At 50.1% G+C, this 24635-nt stretch carries 31 protein-coding genes; 16 read left to right on the top strand and 15 right to left on the bottom strand.

Annotated features, from left to right (window positions below):
• Positions 1-44: 44 nt before the first annotated feature.
• The 5 genes from FC18_RS10155 to FC18_RS10175 all read right to left on the bottom strand — a co-directional run bounded on the left by FC18_RS10155 (position 45) and on the right by FC18_RS10175 (position 4214).
• Positions 45-461 (bottom strand): MarR family winged helix-turn-helix transcriptional regulator, encoded by a 417-nt coding sequence (locus FC18_RS10155; protein WP_054676978.1) that lies wholly within the window; start codon positions 459-461, stop codon positions 45-47.
• A gap of 9 nt (positions 462-470) precedes the next feature.
• Positions 471-1391 carry an SDR family NAD(P)-dependent oxidoreductase gene (locus FC18_RS10160; protein WP_054676975.1) on the bottom strand — a complete coding sequence of 307 codons (921 nt, stop codon included), beginning with the start codon at positions 1389-1391 and terminating at the stop codon, positions 471-473.
• A gap of 289 nt (positions 1392-1680) precedes the next feature.
• Positions 1681-2910 carry an MFS transporter gene (locus tag FC18_RS10165; RefSeq protein WP_054676973.1) on the bottom strand — a complete coding sequence of 410 codons (1230 nt, stop codon included), beginning with the start codon at positions 2908-2910 and terminating at the stop codon, positions 1681-1683.
• 141 nt (positions 2911-3051) lie between these two features.
• Positions 3052-3444, bottom strand: a complete 393-nt coding sequence (locus FC18_RS10170) for a GNAT family N-acetyltransferase (protein ID WP_056976219.1) — start codon at positions 3442-3444, stop codon at positions 3052-3054.
• Between the two features lie 29 nt (positions 3445-3473).
• The gene (locus FC18_RS10175; protein WP_082403857.1) at positions 3474-4214 is read right to left on the bottom strand and encodes a sulfite exporter TauE/SafE family protein; all 741 of its coding nucleotides are present in this window, start codon (positions 4212-4214) and stop codon (positions 3474-3476) included.
• Between the two features lie 73 nt (positions 4215-4287).
• Between FC18_RS10175 and FC18_RS10180 the strand changes: the two genes are divergently transcribed.
• Positions 4288-4857: a TetR/AcrR family transcriptional regulator gene (locus FC18_RS10180; RefSeq protein WP_054676968.1), complete on the top strand. Its 570-nt coding sequence runs from the start codon at positions 4288-4290 to the stop codon at positions 4855-4857.
• A gap of 53 nt (positions 4858-4910) precedes the next feature.
• Here the strand turns inward: FC18_RS10180 and FC18_RS10185 are convergent, their stop codons facing one another.
• On the bottom strand, positions 4911-5855 hold the full coding sequence (locus FC18_RS10185) for a Dyp-type peroxidase (RefSeq protein ID WP_056976221.1): 945 nt from the start codon (positions 5853-5855) through the stop codon (positions 4911-4913).
• Positions 5856-6098: 243 nt separating this feature from the next.
• Between FC18_RS10185 and FC18_RS10190 the strand changes: the two genes are divergently transcribed.
• The gene (locus tag FC18_RS10190) at positions 6099-7520 is read left to right on the top strand and encodes an NAD-dependent succinate-semialdehyde dehydrogenase (protein ID WP_054676965.1); all 1422 of its coding nucleotides are present in this window, start codon (positions 6099-6101) and stop codon (positions 7518-7520) included.
• Between the two features lie 107 nt (positions 7521-7627).
• Here FC18_RS10190 and FC18_RS10195 read toward each other — a convergent pair whose 3' ends face one another.
• Entirely contained in the window at positions 7628-8461 is an 834-nt protein-coding gene (locus tag FC18_RS10195; RefSeq protein ID WP_056976224.1) for an alpha/beta fold hydrolase, read from the bottom strand.
• Positions 8461-8880, bottom strand: a complete 420-nt coding sequence (locus FC18_RS10200) for a MarR family winged helix-turn-helix transcriptional regulator (protein WP_054676962.1) — start codon at positions 8878-8880, stop codon at positions 8461-8463. Before FC18_RS10200 ends, FC18_RS10195 begins: the two co-directional genes overlap by 1 nt.
• A gap of 718 nt (positions 8881-9598) precedes the next feature.
• Here FC18_RS10200 and FC18_RS10205 point away from each other — a divergent pair.
• Positions 9599-10426, top strand: a complete 828-nt coding sequence (locus tag FC18_RS10205) for an N-acyl homoserine lactonase family protein (RefSeq protein ID WP_056976226.1) — start codon at positions 9599-9601, stop codon at positions 10424-10426.
• On the opposite strand, the gene FC18_RS10210 is transcribed toward FC18_RS10205, so the two are convergent.
• The 3 genes from FC18_RS10210 to FC18_RS10220 form a co-directional block, all read right to left on the bottom strand.
• Entirely contained in the window at positions 10410-10949 is a 540-nt protein-coding gene (locus FC18_RS10210; RefSeq protein ID WP_054676959.1) for a TetR/AcrR family transcriptional regulator, read from the bottom strand. The two genes, FC18_RS10205 and FC18_RS10210, sit on opposite strands and share 17 nt — an antisense overlap.
• A 152-nt stretch (positions 10950-11101) precedes the next feature.
• The gene (locus tag FC18_RS10215) at positions 11102-11962 is read right to left on the bottom strand and encodes an NmrA family NAD(P)-binding protein (protein ID WP_054676957.1); all 861 of its coding nucleotides are present in this window, start codon (positions 11960-11962) and stop codon (positions 11102-11104) included.
• Positions 11955-12383 carry a MarR family winged helix-turn-helix transcriptional regulator gene (locus FC18_RS10220; protein WP_056976228.1) on the bottom strand — a complete coding sequence of 143 codons (429 nt, stop codon included), beginning with the start codon at positions 12381-12383 and terminating at the stop codon, positions 11955-11957. Before FC18_RS10220 ends, FC18_RS10215 begins: the two co-directional genes overlap by 8 nt.
• 250 nt (positions 12384-12633) lie before the next feature.
• On the opposite strand from FC18_RS10220, the gene FC18_RS10225 reads away from it, so the two are divergent.
• Entirely contained in the window at positions 12634-13569 is a 936-nt protein-coding gene (locus FC18_RS10225; protein ID WP_056976230.1) for a DMT family transporter, read from the top strand.
• A gap of 150 nt (positions 13570-13719) precedes the next feature.
• Here the strand turns inward: FC18_RS10225 and FC18_RS10230 are convergent, their stop codons facing one another.
• On the bottom strand, positions 13720-14250 hold the full coding sequence (locus FC18_RS10230) for a hypothetical protein (protein WP_054676952.1): 531 nt from the start codon (positions 14248-14250) through the stop codon (positions 13720-13722).
• Between the two features lie 109 nt (positions 14251-14359).
• Here FC18_RS10230 and FC18_RS10235 point away from each other — a divergent pair, with 109 nt between their 5' ends.
• The 8 genes from FC18_RS10235 (at position 14360) to FC18_RS12415 (ending at position 19640) form a co-directional block, all read left to right on the top strand.
• Positions 14360-15727, top strand: coding sequence for a DHA2 family efflux MFS transporter permease subunit (locus FC18_RS10235; RefSeq protein WP_162207885.1), 1368 nt, complete (start codon positions 14360-14362; stop codon positions 15725-15727).
• A 108-nt stretch (positions 15728-15835) separates the two neighbouring features.
• On the top strand, positions 15836-16519 hold the full coding sequence (locus FC18_RS10240; protein WP_054676946.1) for a hypothetical protein: 684 nt from the start codon (positions 15836-15838) through the stop codon (positions 16517-16519).
• Entirely contained in the window at positions 16516-17196 is a 681-nt protein-coding gene (locus FC18_RS10245; RefSeq protein WP_225353636.1) for a response regulator transcription factor, read from the top strand. The genes FC18_RS10240 and FC18_RS10245 overlap by 4 nt, the downstream gene beginning before the upstream one ends.
• Positions 17189-18241 carry a HAMP domain-containing sensor histidine kinase gene (locus FC18_RS10250; protein WP_054676943.1) on the top strand — a complete coding sequence of 351 codons (1053 nt, stop codon included), beginning with the start codon at positions 17189-17191 and terminating at the stop codon, positions 18239-18241. Before FC18_RS10245 ends, FC18_RS10250 begins: the two co-directional genes overlap by 8 nt.
• A gap of 134 nt (positions 18242-18375) precedes the next feature.
• Positions 18376-18633 (top strand): hypothetical protein, encoded by a 258-nt coding sequence (locus FC18_RS12345; protein ID WP_225353635.1) that lies wholly within the window; start codon positions 18376-18378, stop codon positions 18631-18633.
• A gap of 9 nt (positions 18634-18642) precedes the next feature.
• Entirely contained in the window at positions 18643-18888 is a 246-nt protein-coding gene (locus FC18_RS12350; RefSeq protein WP_235804224.1) for a hypothetical protein, read from the top strand.
• Between the two features lie 140 nt (positions 18889-19028).
• On the top strand, positions 19029-19301 hold the full coding sequence (locus tag FC18_RS10260; RefSeq protein ID WP_056976232.1) for a hypothetical protein: 273 nt from the start codon (positions 19029-19031) through the stop codon (positions 19299-19301).
• A gap of 204 nt (positions 19302-19505) precedes the next feature.
• A complete protein-coding gene (locus FC18_RS12415; protein WP_263849228.1) occupies positions 19506-19640 on the top strand; it encodes a hypothetical protein in 135 nt (44 codons plus the stop codon).
• A gap of 90 nt (positions 19641-19730) precedes the next feature.
• On the opposite strand, the gene FC18_RS10265 is transcribed toward FC18_RS12415, so the two are convergent.
• Positions 19731-20276, bottom strand: coding sequence for a TetR/AcrR family transcriptional regulator (locus FC18_RS10265; protein WP_054676938.1), 546 nt, complete (start codon positions 20274-20276; stop codon positions 19731-19733).
• A gap of 97 nt (positions 20277-20373) precedes the next feature.
• Between FC18_RS10265 and FC18_RS10270 the strand changes: the two genes are divergently transcribed.
• The gene (locus FC18_RS10270) at positions 20374-21024 is read left to right on the top strand and encodes an HXXEE domain-containing protein (RefSeq protein WP_056976234.1); all 651 of its coding nucleotides are present in this window, start codon (positions 20374-20376) and stop codon (positions 21022-21024) included.
• A 7-nt stretch (positions 21025-21031) separates the two neighbouring features.
• Positions 21032-21715 (top strand): HXXEE domain-containing protein, encoded by a 684-nt coding sequence (locus tag FC18_RS10275; RefSeq protein ID WP_235804225.1) that lies wholly within the window; start codon positions 21032-21034, stop codon positions 21713-21715.
• A 70-nt stretch (positions 21716-21785) separates the two neighbouring features.
• Here FC18_RS10275 and FC18_RS10280 read toward each other — a convergent pair whose 3' ends face one another.
• The gene (locus tag FC18_RS10280; RefSeq protein ID WP_054676932.1) at positions 21786-22286 is read right to left on the bottom strand and encodes a DUF1097 domain-containing protein; all 501 of its coding nucleotides are present in this window, start codon (positions 22284-22286) and stop codon (positions 21786-21788) included.
• A gap of 15 nt (positions 22287-22301) precedes the next feature.
• Positions 22302-23099, bottom strand: coding sequence for a DAPG hydrolase family protein (locus FC18_RS10285; protein ID WP_056976236.1), 798 nt, complete (start codon positions 23097-23099; stop codon positions 22302-22304).
• A gap of 97 nt (positions 23100-23196) precedes the next feature.
• Between FC18_RS10285 and FC18_RS10290 the strand changes: the two genes are divergently transcribed.
• Positions 23197-23832: a Crp/Fnr family transcriptional regulator gene (locus FC18_RS10290; protein ID WP_054676927.1), complete on the top strand. Its 636-nt coding sequence runs from the start codon at positions 23197-23199 to the stop codon at positions 23830-23832.
• A gap of 141 nt (positions 23833-23973) precedes the next feature.
• On the top strand, positions 23974-24633 hold the full coding sequence (locus tag FC18_RS10295) for a TetR/AcrR family transcriptional regulator (RefSeq protein WP_054676924.1): 660 nt from the start codon (positions 23974-23976) through the stop codon (positions 24631-24633).
• The last annotated feature ends 2 nt before the right edge of the window (positions 24634-24635 follow it).

Genomic DNA, 24635 nt, shown 5'->3' on the forward strand with positions numbered 1-24635 from the left:
AAAACAGGCCCGCCTCAGTGCTGATACTGAGATGGGTCTGTTTTTTAGCCAATTATCGTACTCATTCTCTTCATTAACGCTAGCATCTGCTGCAGGTCCGATTCACCCATATCCTTGACGAAATCAGTGAACGCAGTATCGAACTCTGCATTCGTTGTCGCCAATTGTTCCTGCCCCACATCCGTCAACGTCAGTGTTAAATTGCGCCGATTATCAGGATCAATTGTCCGGGTAATGTAACCCTTCTTGGCCAGCGCGGACGTGCATTGTGATACCGCCGCTTTCGTCAGTCGCAAATCTGCCGCAATGGCCGCTGAACTCTGCCGGTCGGCGATGCCTTGCATAATCAATAGATCGGTCAGGCTCAGCACCCGCTGCTTTCCGCGACCGAATTCAGTATTAATCAGGTTTTTGAACTGAAAGATTGTCTTCAAATACATTGTTTTAAGGTCTTCTGCCATTGGTAGCTCCTACTTGAGAATCGTTTCATCATTCTGAACTTGTGCTAGTGCCAAACTCTGCTGCCACAGCTTCGCCTGAGCTGTTAGATCATACGATGCCGGCGAGGACTTGGTATCCTTTCCGCGGTCGATATACTTACCATTAACGTCATTATAACGACTGTCGGTCACCATCGCCGCCAGCGCCTGACCGGAAGTCTCTGCGCTTCCGTGACGACCAATCAGGTAAGAGAAGGCGTTCATCGTGAACTTCATTACGCGATTAGCCCCAGAATCACCATTCAAATTGGTGCCGGTCATGAGCCCCGGATTGAATGCATTCACCGTAATGTGCTTATCCGTCTGCGTCGCAATCTTCTCCGCGAAGATATATGCCGCCATCAAGTCCAGCAGCTTCGAAGTTGGATAGCGTAACAGGGCGTTGCTATCAGCAGTCGGGTGCGCGAGTGGTTCAATATCCGTGAAGCTTGGCGCCGGGAATGGAAATAACTTCGGTGGATTGTGTGTGTCGCTGGAGACAAACACAATCCGCCCATGTTCTTCAACTGACGACAGCAACAAGTTAACGAGCAAGAAATGTCCTAGATAATTCACCCCGAATGTCGTCTCGAAGCCTTCCTTAGTATAACTCAAGTTGGTTGGATTCAGCCCAGCATTGCAGACTAGTCCATAAAGCGGCGGGAAGTTCTCATTCTTGAAGTCGCGGGCGAAATCACGAACCGATTGCAACGACCCAAGATCCAGCGGCCGAATGACAATATTGTGGTTGCCAGTCGCAGCTTCCATCTTCTGCCGTGCCGCTGCGGCTTTCTTCTGATTCCGGCTGGCGATAATAATCGTGTCGTTCTGCCGCGCGTGCGCAATGTTCTTGGCCGTTTCGTAACCAAGACCAGAGTTCCCACCAGTGACAATAATCGTATGTTCGTTCATTTGAATTTACCCCTTAGTTAAGTTGTTTACAGTTTAGGGCTTAACTATTAATGTGTCAACAACCAACTGCAAAAAAATGAACAACAAAAATCGCCAACCACGAAGCATTCCGCAACAAGGTTGACGATCAGCGGCCATATTCAGTTAACTTGTGCTCCGCTATAACTCGAAAAACTCTCCCCCGTCCACTGCCGGAATGCCCTGGAAAAGGCACTGGGTTCGCTATATCCAAGCAAATAGGCAATCTCGACAAGCGGCAGCATAACCCATGACATTTCGCGCCAAAAAGCTATAGCTGCTGTGAGCGTCGCAAACTCGGCTCCGTGAACCACAGCATCATCAGATTGATCAGCATGAGCGCCGCCGTCCCGATGAACACAACGTTGTAATCGAATAAGCCCGAGATGGCCCCACCGAGCAGGGCACCAAACATGTTGCCAAGTGCCTGAAACGATTGATTCCACGAGAAAATCAGGCTTGTCATCTGTTTCGGTGAGTTCTTGTTCAGCAGCGTCTGGATGGTTGGGAACAAGGCCCCGTCTGAAATGCCGACGAAGAACCGCAACACACCAAGTAAAATGACGCTACCGACGAATCCCTGCGGCAAGTAGACCAGAATGGCAAACAGATATCCCGCCAGCAGGATCCTGCCCGAACCGTGCCGGTCGCCGTACGCCCCAAGACGGGGAGCCGCGATGATGTTGGACATCCCCGGCAGTGCCGCAATGATACCCGCGACCATCGCCACCGGTCCCTGACCGTGCATGAGCTCTTTAATATAGAAGCTGATAATTGGCGCAATCGAGGTGTTCCCCAGCTGCACAATCATCGTTGAAGTGAGGAGCACGACGATCAGCTTCGGATTCTGAAAGTTGGTGAGCAGTCCCGCCAGCCCGCGCCGTCCCGTCTTCGGCAATGGTGGCTGCGGAACGAAATGCTCTTTGACCCAAATGAGTGAAATGGTGCCCGCAAGGAACAGCAATCCGGCCGTGATGAAGAACGTCACGCGAATTGAGAAGACCTGCGCCAGTACCCCACCGAGAATCGGGCCCATGAGCGTCCCCGACGTCTGGCCCGTGACTAGTGTGCCGAGTGCTCGCCCGCTATCCTTGCGTGGCGCCTGCGAGGCAATCAACGCTTGCGAGTTCGAGACGAACCCGGCGAACAGGCCCTGCAACGCCCGCAACGCAATCATCTGCCACACGGTCTGAGCGAATCCCATCAGCAGCATTGCCAGTCCCATTCCGAAGGCCGCGCGAATCAGCATCACCTTGCGCCCTTTTTTATCCGCCAACGCACCCCACAGCGGGGACACTAAGGCCGTGACGAGGAAGGTCGCGGCAAAAATTAGTCCAGCGTAGAAAGACACCTGAGCCTTGGTGAAGTTCCCGAGTTCCGTCACGTACAGCGACATGAACGGCATGATTTCGGACGACGCCGTGCCGGAGATGAACGTGCAACCCCAGAGTATGTATAGATTGCGACGCCAGGGATTCTTGTCGGACTGTGATGCTTGCATTGGTTGACCTCTTTCACGTTAAATATCTGGATTAATTATATACCTAGGGGCAAAGCGGACTAAAAACTGTGCGGGTTATGCTAAAAAAACGATGTGCACAGGCCGATAAGACCCATGCACACCGCTCCGTATCATTTTCCATTACTTCGGGCTTTTAATATACCCCCGCGGATGCTTAGCAAACCCAACTTTGGCATAATAATCAGCGGCCAATTCAGAAGCCAGCAACACGACATGCATCTTCGTCCCCAGCTCCTGATCAATTAGGTTCAGCAGGCTCTTACCAATTCCTTGCCGCCAATATTCCTGGTCGATTCCCAAATCAGCGACGTAAACGACATCCCCGTAATCGGTCAGCCCGCGAATGAAGCCCACAACGCGGTCGCCATCCCACGCTGTGTACAGGAAATCCGCATTATCCAGCATCCGCTGCACCTTCGCATCATCGCCAAGGTCCCGGTTCAGCGTTGTCCGCTTAATCAGGTCCTTAAACGTATCAATATCAAGGTGTGCGTTAGTCCGATATTTAATCATTTTCAGATTTCCTCCCAGTGGGTGCAAAATCACGCCGTCACTAGCATTTTAACCCCGAAATACACAATCACAACTCCTAAGAAAATGCCCAGCGGGTGATCCAGCTTACGCAAGTCCAATCTCGATAATACTATGGGGGTCAAAATCGAGCCGATAATGGCACCAATCATTAACGTAATCCCAGCGGACCACGCAATCGTGCTGGTTAATAGGTGACTCAGAAAACCAACCAAGGACATGGCGCAGAGCACGTAGGTCGTCGTCCCGGCAGCTTCGAATGTCGTCAGCCCCATCATCGACAACCCAGCAACCGTGGTAGCCCCGCCACTGAGCCCGCCCATTCCGACCATGAGTCCGCTCAGCGCACCAAGCGCATACGCCACAAGTGGTCGCTCCTTGGGGGCTTGACCTGTCGAATTAGCATGTCGTAAATTCTTGCGCAACACAATAATGCCCATGACGGTTAATAGCAGCCCAATAACAATTGTGTACAGCTTGGATGGAATGAACCTGCTTAAAACCGTGCCGATCAGAATGCTTGGAATTGCCGCGATGATGAGCTGATTCCCCATTTTGAAGTGAACGTTGTGCAGTCGCATCTGCACCAGCGTGCCAAAGAACAGCGCGGGTAATGCCACAATCAACGATGTCGAAACTGCAGTTCCAGTGGGCAACTGACTGCTAAGTACGCCCAGATACAACGATGCCCCACCACCACCGACAAGACTCACAAAGATGCCAATTAACAAACCTAACAAAATATTGACCAAAACATCGCCTCCAGATGAATACAGATGTATAATAAGCGGAGAGATGTCCGTTTGTCAACGTGGAGGAATCAATATGCGTAGCGATGCTCTAGCAAATCAACAAGAAATCATCCGTTGTGCCCAACAACTATTTACCAAATACGGTGTTGCTGATGTCAGTATGAACCGAATTGCGAAAACTCTGGGAATTGGTGCCGGCACGCTATACCGACATTATGCCAGCAAGTCAGCCCTTTGTATGGCATTAGTGTATGATAATCTGGCCGTATTTGCGGACAAGAGTCACAGCTATTTTGCAGACACCGATGAAACCCCAATCATCCAATTTCAAACCGTCCTAACATGGTATCTACAGTTTCGTGAAACCAACATCGATCTGCTACAGAACGTTGATGCCGGTATCGAGGCAACTAACGGCAAAAATTTCTACACAAGCGATATCTACCAGTCAATCATGACGGTCTTCAGCCAAATTTTGCATGCCGCAATTCCCACATTAAGCATAGAGACATGTGAGTTCCGCGCCGATATGTTGCTAGCAGCGCTGAAAAACGCTTCGTATACATACCAACGAAACGTGCGAATGTTGACAAGGGAGCAGATAGTTGCCGAATTAACCGACCTGTTCTTGATGCGTAATTAATAACTCCAGCAAAAAGAGACATGCAGCCGCATGTCTCTTTTACTTGGTGCAATTTAGAATTCTTCCCCGTCCGCAATCTTCCCCAGCACGCTCAGTGACGGAATGAAGAACAACTCCCCACTGACTGGCGTAGAGAAGTCGAGCAGGCGGTCGGACTTAGAGAACATCCCCTCGAGCATCCGCTTGGTGACGGTCCAGTGGCGCGCGTAGCCGATGAAATACGTCCCGTTGAGCCCTTCAGTGGGATTACTGAACGGCACATTCATGCGCACAATCTTGTGCTCAACGCCGCCTTCATTGTCCTGCGAAACCACGTTGTGCGCGTTCTCTGCTTTATCCTCATCTTCGAGTTCAACGTCATTGAACTTCTTGCGGCCAATCGCGGCTTCCTGTTGTTCCGTCTTCAGCCGGTTCCACGCGTCCATATCGTGGTGGTACATCTGGGCGAACGCGTAGGACCCGTTAATGAAACGTGGATCCTCGTCACCAATCACCGCGTAGTCCGGCGTATCCAAAGCGCTCGGATTCTCGGTGCCGTCGACAAACCCGATGATGGCCCGCCCTTCAAAGTAGCGGAACCCATGCGTCTCGTCGATAACCTTCACCTGCGTCTTGATTCGGTCCATCACCTGACTCATCAGTTCAAACGGCACCGCCGAGTTCTTCGCGCGAATGTGGAAGAACAGGTCCGCCGGGGTCGCCGGCGCCGTGTATTTTGGCCCCACCACCGGCTGGAACTCCTCGAGCTCTGCCGGCCGTGGTGCATCTGGGAACAGGTAATCCCACGCCCGCCGTGACAACCCAAAAGCCACGGCCAACCCGGCGTCCGGGTAGCGCACGTTTAGCGACGACTCGAACGCCGGCAAGTGTTCGGCGAGGTCCTGAATCATCGCTAAATCCGCAGAATGGTCTTGCCTGAGCAGGTCCATGGTCGCAAAGATGATGTTATCCCCAGCATCCTTGTAGACATCTTGAACATCTTTCAAATTAATTGGCATTAGCAATTCCTCCTTTGTGGTACCGATTTCATTATACCGAATCGCCGCCACCTAGACAAAACAAGCAAAGTGCTGCATAGAAAATCCAGGGTCAGCAATTAATGCCACAACAACCGGCAAAACCGACAGATTGTCGCGCAACTTTTTTCGCTTTTTCGCCCAATCGCAACCACCTCAGGCTTAAACTGAACATGTATACAGAATTATAGTAAGTGACCGAATTAAGGTTAGGAGGAATTAATCATGGCTTACAGAACTGTGAATCCATACACCAATGAAGTGGTAAAAGAATACCCCAACGCAACGTCCGCGGACATTGAAACGGCACTAGTTCACGGCCAAAAATTATTCAAGGAGTGGGAACACGAAGCGCCCGCAACCCGGGCTGACCAGCTGCGCGACATTGCGCGTTTAATGCGCCTCCACGCCAAGGACCTGGCCACCACCATGGTCACCGACATGGGCAAGCTGTACCGGGAAGCACTCGGCGAAGTGGAACTGTGCGCGCTCATCGCCGACTACTTTGCCGACCACGGCGCCGACCTCTTGCGGCCAGTCCAGCTCGATTCGCGGGCGAACGGCACAGCGGAAATCCGCAAGCACCCGCTCGGTATCTTGATGATGGTTGAACCTTGGAACTTCCCTTACTACCAAATCATGCGGGTCTTTGCTCCCAACTTCATGGTCGGCAACCCGATGATTCTAAAACACGCATCCATCACGCCTGGTTCCGCCCACGCTTTCGAGCAAATCGTGCACGAATCGACCGCACCAGATGCCAGTCTCGCCAACCTCTATTTGAGCTATGACCAAGTGTCTGACATCATTGCCGACAAGCGCGTGCAGGCCGTGGCGCTCACCGGTTCCGAACGCGGTGGGGTTAGCGTTGCGCGGGAAGCCGGCGCCAACCTGAAGAAGAACACGATGGAACTCGGCGGCACCGACGCCTTCATCGTCCTGGATGATGCCGACATCGACACCGTCACGGACATTGCTTGGCGCACCCGCCTGTACAACGCCGGTCAGGTCTGCACGTCATCCAAGCGGTTCATCGTGGCGGCCAACCTTTACGACCAGTTCGTTGCCAAGTTGAAGGAGAACTTCAGCAAGGTTAAGCCGGGTGACCCAATGGCCAAGGACACGACACTCGCACCGATGAACTCCAAGCGGGCCAAGGACAAGCTGCAAAAGCAGGTCGATGACGCCATTGCCCACGGCGCCACGCTGGTTTACGGCAACGAGCCAATTAATCTGCCTGGCCAATTTTTCCAGCCAACAATTCTGACCGACATCAAACCAGATAACCCCGCCTACTCGCAGGAGATGTTCGGCCCTGTTGCCCAGGTTTACAAGGTGAACAGCGACCAGGAAGCCATCGACCTGGCCAATGATTCCGACCTTGGGCTTGGCGGCATTGTCTTCGCCGGTGATGCCAACCGCGGCAAGCAAGTCGCCGCGCAGATTGAAACCGGAATGGTCTTCGTTAACAACTTCATGGTGACGCTGCCCGAGTTGCCGTTCGGCGGCATCAAGAAGTCCGGTTACGGCCGCGAGATGAGCGCGCTGGGGCAGAATGCGTTCGTCAATGAGCAGCTGATTGTGACCGCCGACAAACCCGACATGAACAATCTTGCCGGGGCGCTGGTCGCAACGGATCCAGAATAGTTTAACAATGAAAAATGCCGCCAGCAGTGCCGAAATGACATTGCTGGCGGCACTTTTTTGCGTTGAATACATTCAAACGCTTCGTTGTGCGTAACAAGCGATTGTTCTCAAAACTCTTCGCGAATTAACGCGGCAATTTCTTTGGCGTGTGTTTCCAGCGCAAAGTGCCCCGTATCCAGAAGTTCGACATGTGCACTGGGCAGGTCATTTTTAAATGCTAACGCCCCAGCTGGAATAAAGGACGAATCATTTTTACCCCAAACAGCGAGCAGTTTGGGCTGATACTGCCGTAAATATTTTTGAAACTGCGGGTACAACGCCACATTAGTTTGATAATCAAAAATCAAATCTGATTGGCGCTTGGCGTACCCCTCAGTATGCGTGTACGCAATATCCAAAGTGTACCCATCCGGCGAAACACTACCCGGCCTCGTTCCGTCCAAATACTGTCCGCGAATTGTTTCAGGTGCAAACGCAGACTCATACTTGCTGCGTAATTCTGGTGTCGGGTGTGCCCAGTATTTGGCGCGCTCTGCCCACTTCGGCCCTAACCCCTGCGCATACACGTTCCCATTTTGACTAACGATGCCCAAAATAGCGTGCGGATCGGCCATGGCTAGGCGGAAACCGATTGGCGCACCGTAATCGAACACATACATGTAGTAGCTGGTGATTTTAAGTTCAGTCAACAGGTCCGCTGTAACTGCTGTCAGTTGCGCAAATGTGTAGTCAAAACCTGCTGGCGCGTCAGACTGCCCAAAGCCGACAAAATCGGGTGCGATAATGTGGTATTTATCTTCCAAAAGCGGAATCAAGTCGCGAAACATGTGGCTGGCACTTGGAAAACCATGAAGCAAGAGCATCACTGGAGAATTCTCATCACCTGCTTCGCGATAAAAAATGTGCAACCCATCGACCAAAATTTTATGATATGTTGCCATCAATCTTCCAGCTTTCGTGTGTTTGCGACTAATGCGTCAACCATTACTTTTTTCTCCTGTCCAAGAAGTGCATCGGTTGTTCGTCCCCACTGTGCCAGACACTCATCAGCAATCGGCAACAAGTCAGCGGCCTGGGCCCCAAAATCAACCTGTGTGGTCCGTCCCTGCGACGTTAATTCAACCAGCCCTTTGCCGGCCAAAGTCTTAACCATTCGCGACATACTTGAACGTTCGTAACCAAGAACATCGGCCAAGTCGGTCACGCTTTGGGGATGTGCGTCCTCCAGTGTGAGCATGATGTAACTGTATGCCGGCTTCATCCCGGTTGGGGCAAACGCCGCGTCAGCGTGGCGTTCGACTGCGCGCATGTACTTCGCCGCGGTGAAGTACGCGCAGGACTCTTGAAAATGATGGGCCATGTGCCACATCTCCTTTCGTGTACATACACGTTATACAGCAGCAACCTTAATCATGCAACCTTTGTTTTGCAATTAACCATGCCGTTGCGTGTCTGTAACCACAATTTAATAACCAAAATTAACCATGTCAAGATATACTCTAGAAGTCGTTACGTTCCCTCGGGTTACCCTGAAGGGAGGTGCTAACATTGACCGACTTCGAAAAATTCGTTGTCGCCCCGATCGTCGTGGGCGTGCTTCTCGCTTTGCTGAAGTACGTACTTGACGACCCACACGACCGTAAGTAACGATTATCGTCAAATTCGCGAAACACCCCATGACTGTGGCAGCCTCGGGGTGTTTTTTTGCACAAAAAAAGCTACCCATAGTTGGCAGCCGGGGTAGCTTTTTCGGTGCTATAAATGATCGACTTCGATACTTATATTCTACACACACTCGCAGAATAAAACAAGCAGGCTCTTGGCGACCACCATAAATATAAGCCATACGGAGAAACATCGATATTAAAAATTCAATAACAACTAAGTATCAAGCTTGTCGAATCGCCTTACTGACACCCATCGACTCGCTAATCAATTGGTTTGAATTAACAATAGTGTCGTTTACGAGACACTACCCCGTCCATCTGTCTCCTTTGGCACACTTCGCCCCAAATCAATTCTACCAACCGGCGTGCCGCTGCAATATGCTAAGTCCATCAACTAATCGGAGGCACATTATGACAGAAGAAATTAAAATTCACGTACTGCACACAGGCTTAGTCAAGGTCGACAAGGCATTACCGTTCCACGGCCTATACCGCAACCCGTTAGCATTCACCGGACTGTTCCGGTCAGAGAAAAACCAAGTAACTTTGCCAGTTTCAAGTTACCTAATTGAACACCCCAAGGGCCTAGTGCTCATCGACACTGGCTGGAACAAGCAAGTGCGCACCAGTAACTGGAAGGAACTGGGCATGCAAGTGCAGATTAACACCGGCTACCTGCCTGCCGGTTGGGCCATTGATGAACAGTTGAAGGCACTCGGCTACACGCCTGCAGACCTGGATTATGTGCTGTTAAGCCACCTGCACTGTGATCACGTCAGCGGGCTCAAACATGTGGCCGCCGCCAAAAAGATCTTGGTGTCCGCACCAGAGTGGCGCGTGGCTAACCACCTCCCGCTCGTATATCTGCCCAGTGAATGGCGCGGCGTCAACGTGCAAACCTACCAGTACGAAAACACAGGCGTCGGTCCCACCGGCGAAACATTCGATGTCTTCGGCGACGGCAGCGTACTTCAGGTACACACGGCTGGCCACGCGACCGGAATGTCCGCCACCTTGGTTCGGGGCAGCGACGGCAAATACGTGCTGCTGGCCGCGGATGTCGGTTACGCCAATCGCTCTTGGGAAGACATGCTGACCCCCGGCATTTGCACGAGTCGCAAAGCCGCCATCACCAGTCTAGGTTGGGTCCGGGACATGGCCCACAACCCCAATTGCATCGAGGCCCTAGCCAACCATGATACTCACACAGATCCGCACGTCATCACGCTTCCGTACTAAGCATCGTTTTGACCACCTGATTCATGAAGTGCGAAATCGCCTCTGGTTCACCGTGGCGCAGTGACCAACTGATGGCCGTGAGCGCCGTGGTCGAGTAGAGCTCGAGCACAAAATCTTGTGGAACTGGCAGAGTTACCCGTGGCAGCAACGTTTCTGCGTGCCGCGCCAAGCTATACAGATAACGTGCACTAAGGTCGCCGTCGTGTTCATGCACCTGCAGCAAGCACGTGATGGTCGCAGCATCCCCTTCAAGCTGCTCATACAGCGCCAGCAGCGGTTCATCATCAGTTACCACCGCCACCCGCTCATCAAGTAGGCGGTCGAACTCAGCCGCGCGTTCGCTCACCATTTCCGTGAGCAACGCATACTTGTCGACGTAGTGGTGATAAAACGTGCTGCGCCCAACTAACGCCGCGGTGCAGATGTCATTCACTGTGACCTCGGTAAAACGTTTGGTCTGCAGCTTGGCGATGAGGCCGGCCTGGATATCGCGCTTGGTCTTGAATTTACGTAAATCAGTCATCACCAGTTCCTCCATTATCATGCTCGTGCTCTATTGTGCAGCTTCGTTCTCAGTATAGCCCAAAGCCATCCACCATTACGCAACTAATAATCCATTTATGCAAAAAAGCCTGACCAACTAAAGTCAGGCTTTTCTGCGTCCAGTTACGTTATCTACAGCCAGGCATCACGGTTCTTCTCGGCAAACTGCCGGAAAGTCTGCGTCGCCTTGCCCATCACCCGTGCGAACACATCTGTGGTTCCTTTGGCTGTACCCATCCGCGTCATCATGTACAACATTCCCATGACCTTAGAATACTCAGGGTCTAATCCGCGCACATTAATCCAATACTGTTTGGAAAGGCGCGGCGCCGGATTCGCGTAAGTAATCTGGCGACCAAGGACGTCACTGAGAATCCGGGCAACCTGCTCGTAATTAAGTGCCTCGCTGCCAGTGATTGCATATGCCTGGTTGGTGTGTCTTTCCGGATGCACCAGCACGTTAGCGGTGAGTTCACCAATATCCTCAGCGTCAATGAAACTGGTGCGTGCTTCTTTGACCGGAACTACAATCCGATTGAAATACTTGATTTCAAATGCGTGCACACCACTGAGATTTTGCATGAAAAAGCTCGGGCGAATATGACAATACGGCAAACCGGCCTGTTCGATATACTTTTCAATCTTGTGATGTGGTGGCACCGGATTGTGCTCGACACCAATGAGCGACAAAAAACTGACGAGTTTCATCGAACCTGTTGCCGCCATTGCTTCAATAAATGGTTTAAGGTCTTGAGGTTTACCGAGATACGGCGGTCGCATTAAAAACACCCGGTCAACATCCGCCAGTGCCGCGGCAAATGTGCTGGCGTCCGTGAAATCAAAATTCACGCAGTCTGCGTCTTGGCCAAACTGGGCGTGCAAACGGTCGACATTGCGTCCCGCCAGTTTAACTTGTGCGCCCTGTTGCAGCGCGTACTGGGCCACGTAACTGCCAACATTACCCGAAGCACCAGTAATTAGGATTTTACTCATCACGTCTGGCCTCCAATAGCACTTGATTAGCGAGCGTTAAGTTGTGAATTAGCTGGGCAAATTGTTCCGGTCCGAGTTTATCTTTAATTAATTGCACCGATTGAAAATATTTTTGGTACGTCGAATCAACCAACGTGCGGGCCTTCACCGTCGGCACCAAATATTTTTGCCGGTGATCAGTTGTTGATGGTATTTTCTGCAGGTAACCTTGCCGGACGAGCGCAGTTGCCATGTTCGTCGCCATCGCTTTAGTGACTTGGAAGTATGCGGCAACCGCCATGGGTGTGGCTTGGATATCATCTTGACACAGGTAGATCAACATACCCATTTCACTGGAGCGGATGGGTAAATCAACCCTTGCATTCACATTCAGGCGGCAGAACAACGATATCTGTTCTGAAGCACTCGCCATTTCATTCAAATTCATCGCCTCGTTTAGTATATCTGATGTACCATTTTAAAATAGTACACTTGATGTACAATGTCAACGCAATCCGGCTTTCAGTTATGCTACGGGTCGTCGATGAACGTCCGAAAGCATTCAGCATATAACTAAAAATTTACGCCACTGAATTCACTGCCACCACCCATAACCGGCATCATTTAGGATATAATGAACTTTGTGCTTGCATAAATAAACATAAATGATGATTAAACGGCGGTATAATTGAATGAACACACGAAAAACAACTAGCGTAATTTTAGGGAGCCTGGCCGCGTTAGGCTGTGAAGCACTGTACGGATTGAGCTACATTTTTACCAAACAAGCAACCGACGCTGCCAGTCCGTTAGCATTACTGGGGTGGCGCTTCTTGATTGCCTTTCTTGCCTTGACCGTTCTGATTGCACTCGGCATCGTCCACGTCAATTTCAAAGGGAAAAAATTAAAGCCACTGCTACTCGTCGCCATTTTCGATCCAGTCCTCTACTTTATCGGCGAAACCTTTGGCATCAGCAACACCACGGCGTCAGAAAGTGGCGTCTTCCTGGCCTGCATTCCGGTTGCGGCCCTAATTGCCTCCGCCTTGATTTTGCACAAATATCCAACGCGCATGCAAGTACTGGGCATTCTAATTACCCTCGTTGGCGTGCTAGTAACCGTGCTGGCCGCCGGCGCGAGCGCGAGCCTCTCCATGATTGGGTACCTGTTTTTGCTGTTAGCCGTCGTCACCTACGCTCTGTACAGCGTCTACGTTGAAAAAGCTGCAGCCTACACTGGCATTGAAATCACCTATATCATGTTAGCGGCCGGGGCGATTGCCTTTGTCATCATGGCGCTAATTGAAGCTGGCCTTCACGGGACAATGTCAAATCTAATCAGACTGCCCGTTAAAAACCTAAGCTTCACGGTTGCCGTCCTCTACCAAGGCATCGGTAGTTCTGTTTTCGCCCTGTTCCTATCGAACTACGCGATTGCGCAAATTGGGGTCAACAAGACCGCCTCCTTCATCGGCGTCTCCACTGTCGTCTCAATCGTTGCCGGCGTTTTGTGGCTAAATGAGGCATTCAGTCTCCCCCAAATGCTGGGGGCCATGATTATTATCTGCGGCGTCTATACGGCGAATAATACATTTCAGCGGAAACACAAACACGTAAACGAAGCCTGACCCCCAGCGGTCAGGCTTCGTTTACTATTGCAATGCTGATTAAATCCACGCAACTCGATTCGACGGTTTTTCAGTCGTGGTCATTCTGGGTAAAAGCACCACAAATTAGCGGCCTCGAATTACTGTATTCAAGACAACGAGCTTTATATATCATGCATCAAAACCGTTCACCTTACTCATCAACAATTCCACCAGCACCGGAATTGGCGTCTGGCAATTCTCTTGGAGCCACGCTTGGAACAAAGACGCCATGCCCCCATTAAAGAAAGCAAGTTGATAGTTGAACAGTCGCGAACCACTCATGGTGCGCGCGGCATCAATCCGCGGCGCTAGTTCCTGAAGCACGTCGATACTCTTGGCGGAGCGCTCCGTCACAAAAACATGATAGAAGAACGTGCGCTGTGCCTTGATTAGCTTCAGCACTTCAGTAAACACTTGCTGTAAGTCCGCAGCTTGCAAAGCATCGACTAATTCTCCCATCATGGTTTGCTGAATGTTTTCAGCAACCGCATCGACATCATAATAATGGGCATAAAACGTCGCTCGGTTGATTGCCGCCGTTTGACACAAATCAATTACCTTGACGCGGCGATTTGGTTCTTTCGTGATCAAGTCCAAATATGCCTGTTTAATTTTCGTGTCTGTATCTTGATAACGCTGATTATTTTTCGTGTTAGCCATGATTACTCCGATTAATAAGACGTTTGTTCAAATAATGATGGTGGTACTGGATTTGACTCTAGTTTATCATAATCTCAACAAATGTTTAATTAATGAATTAGGAGCTAACATGTCTAAACTTTCTAAAACCCAAGCAAATCACCTATTTATCATTTTATTACTAAGCTGCGTTGCCAGTTCGCTGATGCAAACAGCCATGACCACCGTTTTACCCGCAATCATGACGAGTTTACAAGTCAACGCGGTTGCCGGCCAGTGGCTCACTAGTGCCTTCACCCTAGCAATGGGCATCATGATTCCGGTCACCCCATTTTTGCTACGCCGTTTTTCGACCCGCCAAGTTATTATCAGCGGCCTCGGATTATTCACTATCGGGTTGGTAATCTCTGGTCTGGCGAATAGCTTAACGATAATGCTTGTTGGCCGCGTGCTCCAAGCGTTAGCCTCAGGGATTTTTGTTTCCATCACGCAAGTCGCGATTCTACAATTATTCCCGCACACCCAAACCGGAACCTACATGGGTATCTACGGTTTAACGGTTGGCGGCGTGCCCATCATCGCCCCAACGCTGGCCGGCTACGTATCCGATATGTTCGGTTACCGCGCGATTTTCTTCGGTGGAGCCGTACTGACCTTATTCACACTGGTTTTAGCTGTGCTTCTCGCCAAGAATATTTCCGCCACTGAAGCAACCCGCTTGGACTGGTATTCGTTTGGCCTATCCGCAATTGGCTTCGGCGGTCTCACCTTGGGCCTAGATCAACTCACGACCGCCCCAAGGTTTGCGACCGGTTTGCTCATTGTCGCAGCAATCAGTCTGATCCTGTTTGTGCACCGACAGCTCAAGGCCCAGAGCCCGTTTTTGAGTTTACGTCCGTTATCAAATCGGCCATTTGTCCTCGCTTTGCTTGCCAGCATGCTACTATATGCCGTGATGATGGCTGGTTCGTTGCTGCTGCCAATCTACTTACAAAGTTTACGAGGAATGACCGCAACCGCGAGTGGTCTGATTACCCTGCCCGGATCGCTGGTCATGTTGCTATGGTCGCCGATTGCCGGCAAGCTGTATGATCGTATCGGTATGAAGCCATTACTAATCATCGGCAGTGTTGCCTTGACTTTAAGCTGCGCCGGCTTGGCCGCGGTATCGGCAACGACCGCGGTTTGGTACATCGTGTTTATGTACATGGCACGCATGCTTGCAGTCGCAACTTTAATGATGCCCCTAGTATCATGGGGGCTGGCAGCTCTGTCTGAACGCTTATCAGCAGACGGTTCGGCGATTATCACCACGCTACGCACGATTGCGGGTGCCATCAGTATGGTTGGGGCAACTAGCCTAATGAGCCAATTCGGCCACGGTGCGACCACCTATGCCGGAATCAATGCAGCATTCATCGCCTTAAGTGTAGTTGCTGCGATTCTTGTGGTGATTGCGTTTATTGCTGCAGCGCTGAAGCCAAGACCCGCCATTTAACATTTTGGCAACATCTCAGCAACATTTTGCCAACGCAGATTAACTACACTATATCCGCTTCAATTAAGCTATACTGAACTCAAAATCTTCATCCACTGGAGGGGCCGCATGCTAAATGCAATCATCAAACGCCTACACCTACCGTTTCAGCTCAACCACCGGCGCGACCGCATCGCCATGTACGCCGCACTCAGTATCCCGCTTGGCTTGATCATGGCGCTCACCAAACTGGTCATGGGGTTAATGTTCTTTTCAAGTTGGCTACTGATTTTCGGGATTTACTACATTGTCTTGATTGTGTTTAAAATCATCACGCTCTGGCGCTATCAACGTATTCGCGTCAATGACGCCTCAACCAATTCAAAGATTCACGCTGAGCAGACGTTCCTGACACTAGGCGGGATTGGCTATTGTTTGATTGGCATCACCTTTGGTAGTTTCTGTTACGTCATGTATGCACACGGTTATAATCAGCAATTCAACCTCAATGCCGCGTTAATCGTGGCGATGATTGGCTTCACCAAACTGATTTCAGCCATCGTCGGGTTGGTCCGTTCAAGGAATTTGCTGAGCCCGCTCATTACCTTGTTAAAGGCATACAGTGTCGCTGACGGTATGACCGCAATTGTTTTGACCCAATACGCGTTATTGACCTATCAACACAGTCCGCAAGCAAGCTCGGCCACCGGGGTGTTTGGCATGGCCATCAGCGCCGTCGTGGTCTTAGTCGGCCTGTGGATTACAATTTTTGCTGCGCATCGAGACTTGGCATTACAGGAGAAAGAGAAATGATGCAAAAAATCTTGGTTGTTGAAGATGATGAACAATTCAACGCGATTCTCACGCGCACCCTTAGTCAAGCGGGCTACCAAACCCAAGGGGCAACGAGTGCCAGTGCTGCTTACAATTTCATGTATGACCAGAATTTTGATCTGATTCTGTCCGATATCATGATGCCTGACATCGACGGTTACACTTTCGCCGCAAACGTGCGCCGGACCGATCCTGCAATCCCGATTTTATTTATCACCGCGCGCGACGACATTGCCTCTAAGGAAAAAGGCTTCAATGTCGGTATCGACGACTATATGATTAAGCCGGTGCAACTCGATGAAGTGAAGTTACGCGTCCGGGCCTTGTTGCGCCGCGCCAACATCGGCAAAACCAATCAGTTAGCCGCGGGTAATGTGACACTTGATGCTGACAGTCGCGTCGCCACCCTAAATGGTGAAGAAGTCGCCTTAACGGTGCGTGAATTTGATTTGCTGACGAAATTTCTCACCTATCCAAACCACGCCTTCTCGCGGGCGGAGTTAATCAATGAATTTTGGGATTTGGATAGCGACACCAGTTTACGGTCGGTTGATGTTTACATCACTAAATTGCGTGATAAATTTGCCAAGGCGGATGGCTTTGCAATCAAAACAGTTCATGGCTTGGGCTACAAAGGAGTTTTGATTAATGGCTAAGCACAAGACGAACTTCATTACCCAGACGAGTCGCTTTTCCTGGCTGGCAATGACTGGCCTGTTCCTTGGCTTCGGCGTGCTCGCCGCAGTGCCCGGGATTGCTTACAGCGGCGATTGGCGTGATGTCTTCTCCCCTTATGCTGGTTGGTATTTGCTCTATTGCCTAATCGTTGCGCTGCTTTTGGCAACATTGACGGCGTGGCAAAAATACCGCCAGTTTGATAAACCGTTACGCGAACTGAGCGCCGCCGCCGAAAAAGTAGCCGGTGGTGACTATTCGGTCTATCTACAACCAGTTCACCGTCCCGAGAAATACGACTATCTCGACGCAATGTTTGCCAATTTCAACACGATGGTCGCAGAACTTAACTCAATTGAAACCTTACGTAGTGATTTCGTCGCCAATGTCTCGCACGAGTTCAAACGGCCACTTGCCGTGATCAAAAGTTATACTGAGGTGCTCCAGCAAGGCGATTTGGACGACGCGACTCACGCCGAATATCTCCAAACCATTAATACCGCCGCCACCGACCTCGCGGAACTGGTCGCCAATATTTTGCGGCTGAACAAACTGGAAACACAGGTCAGTGAACCAAAACGGGTCGCGTTTGATTTAGTCGAACAGCTGACGCAGGTAATTTTTGCCAGTGATCCCATGCTGGAAGCCCACGCGTTGAACCTAGACGTAGAGATGCCCGAGCGGTTAGCCATGATTGGGGATCCCGAGCTGCTCAAAGTTGTGTGGAACAACCTGTTGGCTAATGCCATTAAGTTCACCCCGGATTACGGTCAAATCAAACTCAGCGTCAGCGAACAAGTGAACCACGTCACCGTCAGTATCACCGATTCCGGCGCGGGCATGGATCAACAAACTCAAGCGCACATGTTCCAAAAGTTCTTCCAAGGCGATTCGTCCCACAAAGCCATGGGCAATGGTTTGGGCTTGGCAATGGTCGCTCAAATTTTAAAGCTCGTCCACGGTCAAATTACCGTCACAAGTGCCGTCAATCAGGGGAGCACCTTCACCATCCGCCTTCCGCGCTAAAACTTACTGGCAAATTGCCAGTATTTTTTTGCCTAAAAATTGGGTTTAACATCTCAGCAACATCTCGTGAACAATTCGCCAACACCCGCTTTATATACTGATCTTGTTAAATCAATCAAGGGAGATTATTAAATATGACAGACAACGATTTTATCGCGTACGAATACCTCGAACAGCGCATCCCCAAAGCCATGCAAAATGCCTACCTCGACGGCTATGCCAACTTCGGCTGGACAATCACCGACCGGACGCCAGACATCGGCAAAAATACTGTGACCTTGAAACTCAAGCGTGATCGCAGCATCCCAGAAAAAGCGGCACTCAATCGCCTGCAAAAACAATTCGAACAAGAAATGGCCGCCGCGGCCGCCATGGAAAGTAGCAAGACGTAAGTGCCAACAATGATTGCATTGGGCATTGGATTACTCGGCACCGTCTTTATGGCTGGCTCCGTGTTTGCTTACATCGGCGGGTTGCTGCTACTGTCGATTATCTTGGCCGTGCCGGGTTTTATCGGCTGGGGGCTGGCCTACTTTAGCTTCAATCTGGCCAAAAACCGCCGCATCCAAAAACTTGCGCCAGCGTTAACCCAAACCTACGACGCTGCCGCCGAAGATTGCAAACAAGCCTTCGAGCTGATGCACTAAGGAGGCAGCAATGAATTCGTTGAAGCTGGTCTTAATGATTTTAACCATCGGCGGCATCGGCGCTTACTGGTATGGGCGTAACCACCTATGCCACACCGTCAAAATGCCTGCTCGTCACTCAAATTAAGGAGAAATCAAAAATGTTATCAATTATCACTTCAGTTATCGTCGGTTTGCTTATGGGGGCCTTAGTTTATGGGCTTGATTACCTACTGCACGGCAAAAGCCTAATCATCTTGGGCTTAGACCTCGTCATTGGTGCATTGGGCAGCTACTCTGGGACTTATCTGGTTAATTATGGCCCCCACCTGCTAGGAGTCGATGTTCTCCCAACATTAGTGGGCGGAATCGTCCTCAGCTTCGTCGTTACTTACGCAATGCGGCGTTTCGTCTTACGCAAGGAAGTGGCTTAGATGTGAATCGAAAAACAGCCTTTAACCGCTAATATTGTAGTTGGCCGGCACAATTTTTATGACGGCACCCCAGATGCAGACTTTGCGCACGAAAACGTCTTGTATAACCGTCCCGAGCATAACCGCTTAATCACCGGAATGCTGGCTGGCAGTGTGCTGATCAGCATACTCGGAACATGGCGTGACCGCGTGAAGCCGATATTAATGGCGTATTTACTCATTGGCGTCGCCACGTTGTTCGTGATTGCCGGTGCCGGGGCATTGCTGTGTTGGTTGCTGAACTGGTTGATTCCGGCCGCGCGGCAGTACGACCAGACGCTACAACAAGATGAACGTTAAAAACGAACTCAAAAAGTGGCCGAATTATGTTTCGGCCACTTTTTGCTTGCTTGGATAAAATCCAGTTGTTTAATCTTCGTTGCTAATTCGCTACATGATCGCCACCAAATGTTTGGCTACCAGCCGGGCTTTTTGCGCCATGACAGCAGGCGCATCGACCGCCCCCGCTTGCAGCCACGCGACCATCAGATTCCAGATCCCGCCAGCGGCGAATGCATAGATGTATGGCTCAGTCTGGGGGAACATTCGCGCAAGTAAACTATCATTAGTCGCTTGCGTCAGCACTGTCAGTAACCTAGGCAATAAGCGATTGACCGCTAAACTCTGCAAGAAGCTTAAGCGTGCCTGCCAATAGTCAAAATAGGCATAGACCACCTCTTGAAAATGTTTGGGGTGCGCTTTTTGAATGGCTTTGAACAACTGCGCGACTTCAGCACCTAGCAGTTCTTCCAACAGCTGGTCAATGCTGACGTAGTGCCGATAAAAAGTACGCCGCGATAGTCCCGCACGGTTTGCTAATGCACTAACGGTAATCTGTTGATACGGCGTCTGCTGCAACAGCTGCGCCAATGCTTCTTGGAACCACTCGTGTGTCTGGTCGACTTGCTGGACTCTGACGATTGGTTTATCTGTCACAATTAATCCTCCACTGTGCCACATCACTGGCATCCGTTGTCCGCCACAGTATAATACGGATTGTTAAATGTCACAAGTGAGACAGGGAGGAAAACAAATGCAATTAATGAGGAAACATTGGTATCAGCTTGGTGGTATTGCTCTGCTGTTGTTATGTGGCTGGCTTTTACTCTTTCGGCCCCAGTTGGGCGCGCTGCGCTTGATGACGATTTTGAACCTAATGGCGCTATTCACCCACCAATTGGAAGAGTATCAATTTCCAGGCGGCGCGCCGATGGTGATTAATCGCGTCGTTTATAATGAAGTAAAACAGCCGGATCGTTTCCCCGGTAACGAACTGTCAATCATGATTGTGAATGTCAGTGCTTGGGTAATTTATGTTGTGGCCATTGCCCTCCCGCAGGTGACCTGGCTGGGCATGGGCGTGATGCTCTTTAGTCTCTTTCAGATTCTCGGCCACTGCTTGGAGATGAACCTCAAGCTCAAAACTTGGTACAACCCTGGTATGGCGACAACCTTGCTTCTGTTTCTGCCCCTTGGTTGGCATTACATCGCGTATGTTCTGGCCCAACACCTTTTAGGTCCAGCTGGCTGGTTGGCGGCAATTTTCATGTTACTAGCATGCATCGTTTTGACAATTATCTTACCCGTGCAGGGGCTGAAGAATCGTAACACTCCATATTCGATTGACAGTTGGCAAGTCCGGCGCTTTGCGCAAGTGACACACTGGGCACGTATGAAAAGGTAGGACTGAGATGATGAACAGAATTATTGCACACTGGTACGAACTAGCCGTTTATATTGCCGCGGGCGTGGCCATGGTGCTGGCCCTCGGTGAGTGGTCATTTGAGCAGCGCATCTTACTGCTAAGCCTGTGTGTCCTGCACGTACACTTCTTTGAAGAATTCGGGTTCCCGGGCGGCTTCGTCTGGGGTGGGCTCAAAGTAGAGCAAGGCCGAGTCAATCCAGACGTCGGCAAGTGGCCGCTGAACATGTTAAGCGCTTGGTGGGGGAACGAATGGTTCGCCCTGGCTGTCTACACCCTACCATTATTCTTACCCCAATATCACTGGCTCGTCTTGGCAGCGGTCATCTTCGCCTTTGCGGAGGTGCTGATGCATGTCGTGATTTTCAACATTGGCTTGCGCAGTTGGTACAATCCGGGCCTAGTTTCGGCACTGTTTGGTCTGATGCCCATTTCGATTTGGTACCTACTCTGCACACTGCCAACTGCTCAGTTCAATTGGCGTGACTTGTTACTGGCGGTACTATGGATTGCTTTCAACTATTGGATGGCGTTCAAGTCCCCCATGTGCAAGGCGCTCACAGCCAAGACTGATTACCGCTTGAGCAAACGCGAGGTCATGAAAGCCCACGTCTACATGGAGCGAACGCACTCTGACACGACGGCCTTGCAGAATTTTGGCAGTGAAGAGTAAGAATAAAAGGACCCAACGACAACTTTCTGCCGTTGGGTCCTTCTTTGCCCGATATACCAGGATTACCACATCAATGCATCCGCGCCTTTAGCCACCGGTTAACCACCACGCTGCCAACACCGATTAGATAAACGCCGGCAAACATCGACACCGCTAGCTGCGCCGGCAACCAGTGCCACTGTGTTAGTGGTACGTGACCCAAAATCAAAATCGCAATGGCCCAACCAGATAACCAGGCTGTGGCATCAACGTAGCGGCCAACACCGGTCAGTCCACAGACTAGCACGGTTCCGGCACCCAAAACGGCTAATGCAACGAACTGGTTAACCGCCTGATTGCCCGGTAATGCAGTGAAGCGGAGCGCCAAAATGCCCCACGGAATCCCAAGTAATAGGCCCAGAATAATTCGGCGGGCACGCCGCGGATCATTACCTTCAGCTGTGAAGAGACCCGCGCAAACCAAAGCAACTGCCCCGGTTTCCACGCCAAATTGTGGACTAAGCACCGCCCACAATGGCGGGACAATCGCGATAAAGGCGGCCGTAGTCACCGTTGAATGTTTATTTGTCATCAACTAACCTACAATTTAGAACTTGTCCTTGTTTTCGCGGTAAAGGCTTGGCAGAATTTTGGCCAAATTGGTCATTTCCTTGATACTGTGAATGCCCAAGCGCTTGGCGATTTCGCCATCAATTTTAACGTCATCGGGGATTACGCGAACTGGTTCGTGCGTGTTAAGATCAACGTTCCAGCCAAACCAGAAGCGGCTACGCAACTCAATGCCGCCTTCGATTGGCCGCACAGTGTGCAACATCAAGGCCGTCTCCCCGTTAGCGGCGGCAACAATATCCGTATCGCTCGCAGCCAGCAACTGCGGATCATAGCCCAAATCGACTGGATTTTCGAAACTGATATCAATGGTGCCCGGACCAAAGCCGGTGTCCTCGGTGACAGTGTGGGTCACACCGTAGATACGTTCCGCCATTGATAGCGAGCTGTCCTTTAGTTGTGCTTCCGTTCCGTTCTTGACCACAACGTCATAATGGTCATCCTTGTTCCAAATAACGTAGCGCATCGGGTTCAGACCGTGCCAAGCGAACCACCAGTGGAACATTTCTGCCGTCACGCCAGGCATCTTGAGGTAATTGGCCATGAATGCCGTCCCGTCAGGCATCTGGCAATAGCCGATTTCCGTCTTGAGGTATCCTGGCTTTAATAGGTCATTCCGGTCCTGCACGGGCGTCGCATCTTGCGGATCAATGGGAAATTCCGCCATTTTCTTTTGCGCCGTGGGGTCGACTTTGGCCATATCTTGCAAATAGTATTTATAATATGGAAGGCTGCTTGCGTCGGCAGGGATGTTTTGGGTGAATTTTTCAGTCATATTAATTCCTCCTATTCAATTTACAGAACATAGTTTAACCTGAGGGTATACATAAAGAATTATCTCAAGACAACTTTTGGAGGCTTTATTTTCAATAATGGAATATTTAATTCAAAACGACTATCAGCAATTCAAGAAAGATTTGCAAGGACTGCCCCATGTTCAGAGGACGTTCCCGCCAAATACAGAAGTTCCATTAACGAATAAAAGTTACTTTGTCGTGGCGGGGCGCGTCATTGAATTACTTCTACTCGAAGACGGACGGGAGCACGCTCTGGTTGCCTATGGGCCAGAAACAATCTTTCCACCGCTATTCTCAGAACCAATGCAATCAAAAGACGAGTTACTGTGTCGCACCATCCAACCCACTACATTGTGGTGTTACGACAACACGGCTTTATTCAACCGTGCTCAGATGCAGCCTGCATTTGGTAAGCAACTAAATCAGAGTTACCTGAACCACATCAACTACTATCTGAATGATATTAGCCAGTTACTCACCGAATCAGGAATTCAGCGTCTAATCTCCTTTCTTGTTTACTATCTGAACGAACATCACCCCGTTGATAATTTAATTCCAATCCGGCAAAAGAACATTGCGACGCTGATTGCCGTTAATCCAACTAACATGTCAAGGAATATCAAAAAACTCAAAGATGCAGAATTAATTTCAATTTCTGGAAATGGCATTCGCGTGTTGAACCCAGATGCTTTAAAAACATACCTCGTATAAAGTGTGATGTGCAATCCAACCAAAATGTCCACGACGGCCGTATAGGTTGACATTCTATTTCTGTAGGCCTAAATTAATAAGTGACCGCGGGTCATTTTTTATTTGTCAGAATACTGACCGTGAGTCATTTTTGGAGGAATCATGAATATATTAACTGAAAAACAAAAAGCAACCCGCGCCAACAAAATCGCCGAAGCAGCTTGGCGCCTTTTTGAAACTCGCCCCTTTGCCAAAATTACAATGTCTGAAATTGCGAAAACTGCCGATGTATCAAAGGGTACGCTCTTCAACTATTTCGATTGCAAAGAAAGTCTCTTTATGACCCTGTTACTAACCGGTTATCAGCAATACTTCGATGAAGTCATCAAATTAATTAGGGCTAAGGAAACGCTGACCAAAAATGATTTTATGGATCTGCTTCTAAACCAAACCAAGGTGTTAATTGAGACTAAGCCGACGCTGGTGCGCTTAAATGCGTTACGCGGACCAGTGCTTGAACAGGGAGCAAACATGGCGCAAACCGTTTCCTACCGTGAAAAATTGTACGCTAAAAACCAAGAGCTCGGCGAGATTGTTGCTACACGTATTCCGTCATTAACAATCAAGGACGTAAGCCAATTAATGCTCGTTCAAAGTGCCATTATTAGCGGGTTAATGAATATGTCCAGCTTGAATTCATTCAATCGTCACCCAATAGCCAAAATTAACTTCGAAAACTTCCAAATCAATCTAGTTGAGGATGCCGTTAGCGTATTTCGCAACTATTTAACCGGTAAGTATCCAGAAACATTCACGAGGTAATA

Source organism: Lacticaseibacillus sharpeae JCM 1186 = DSM 20505 (genome assembly GCF_001436225.1).
In the GTDB taxonomy this organism is placed as follows: Bacteria; Bacillota; Bacilli; order Lactobacillales; family Lactobacillaceae; genus Lacticaseibacillus; species Lacticaseibacillus sharpeae.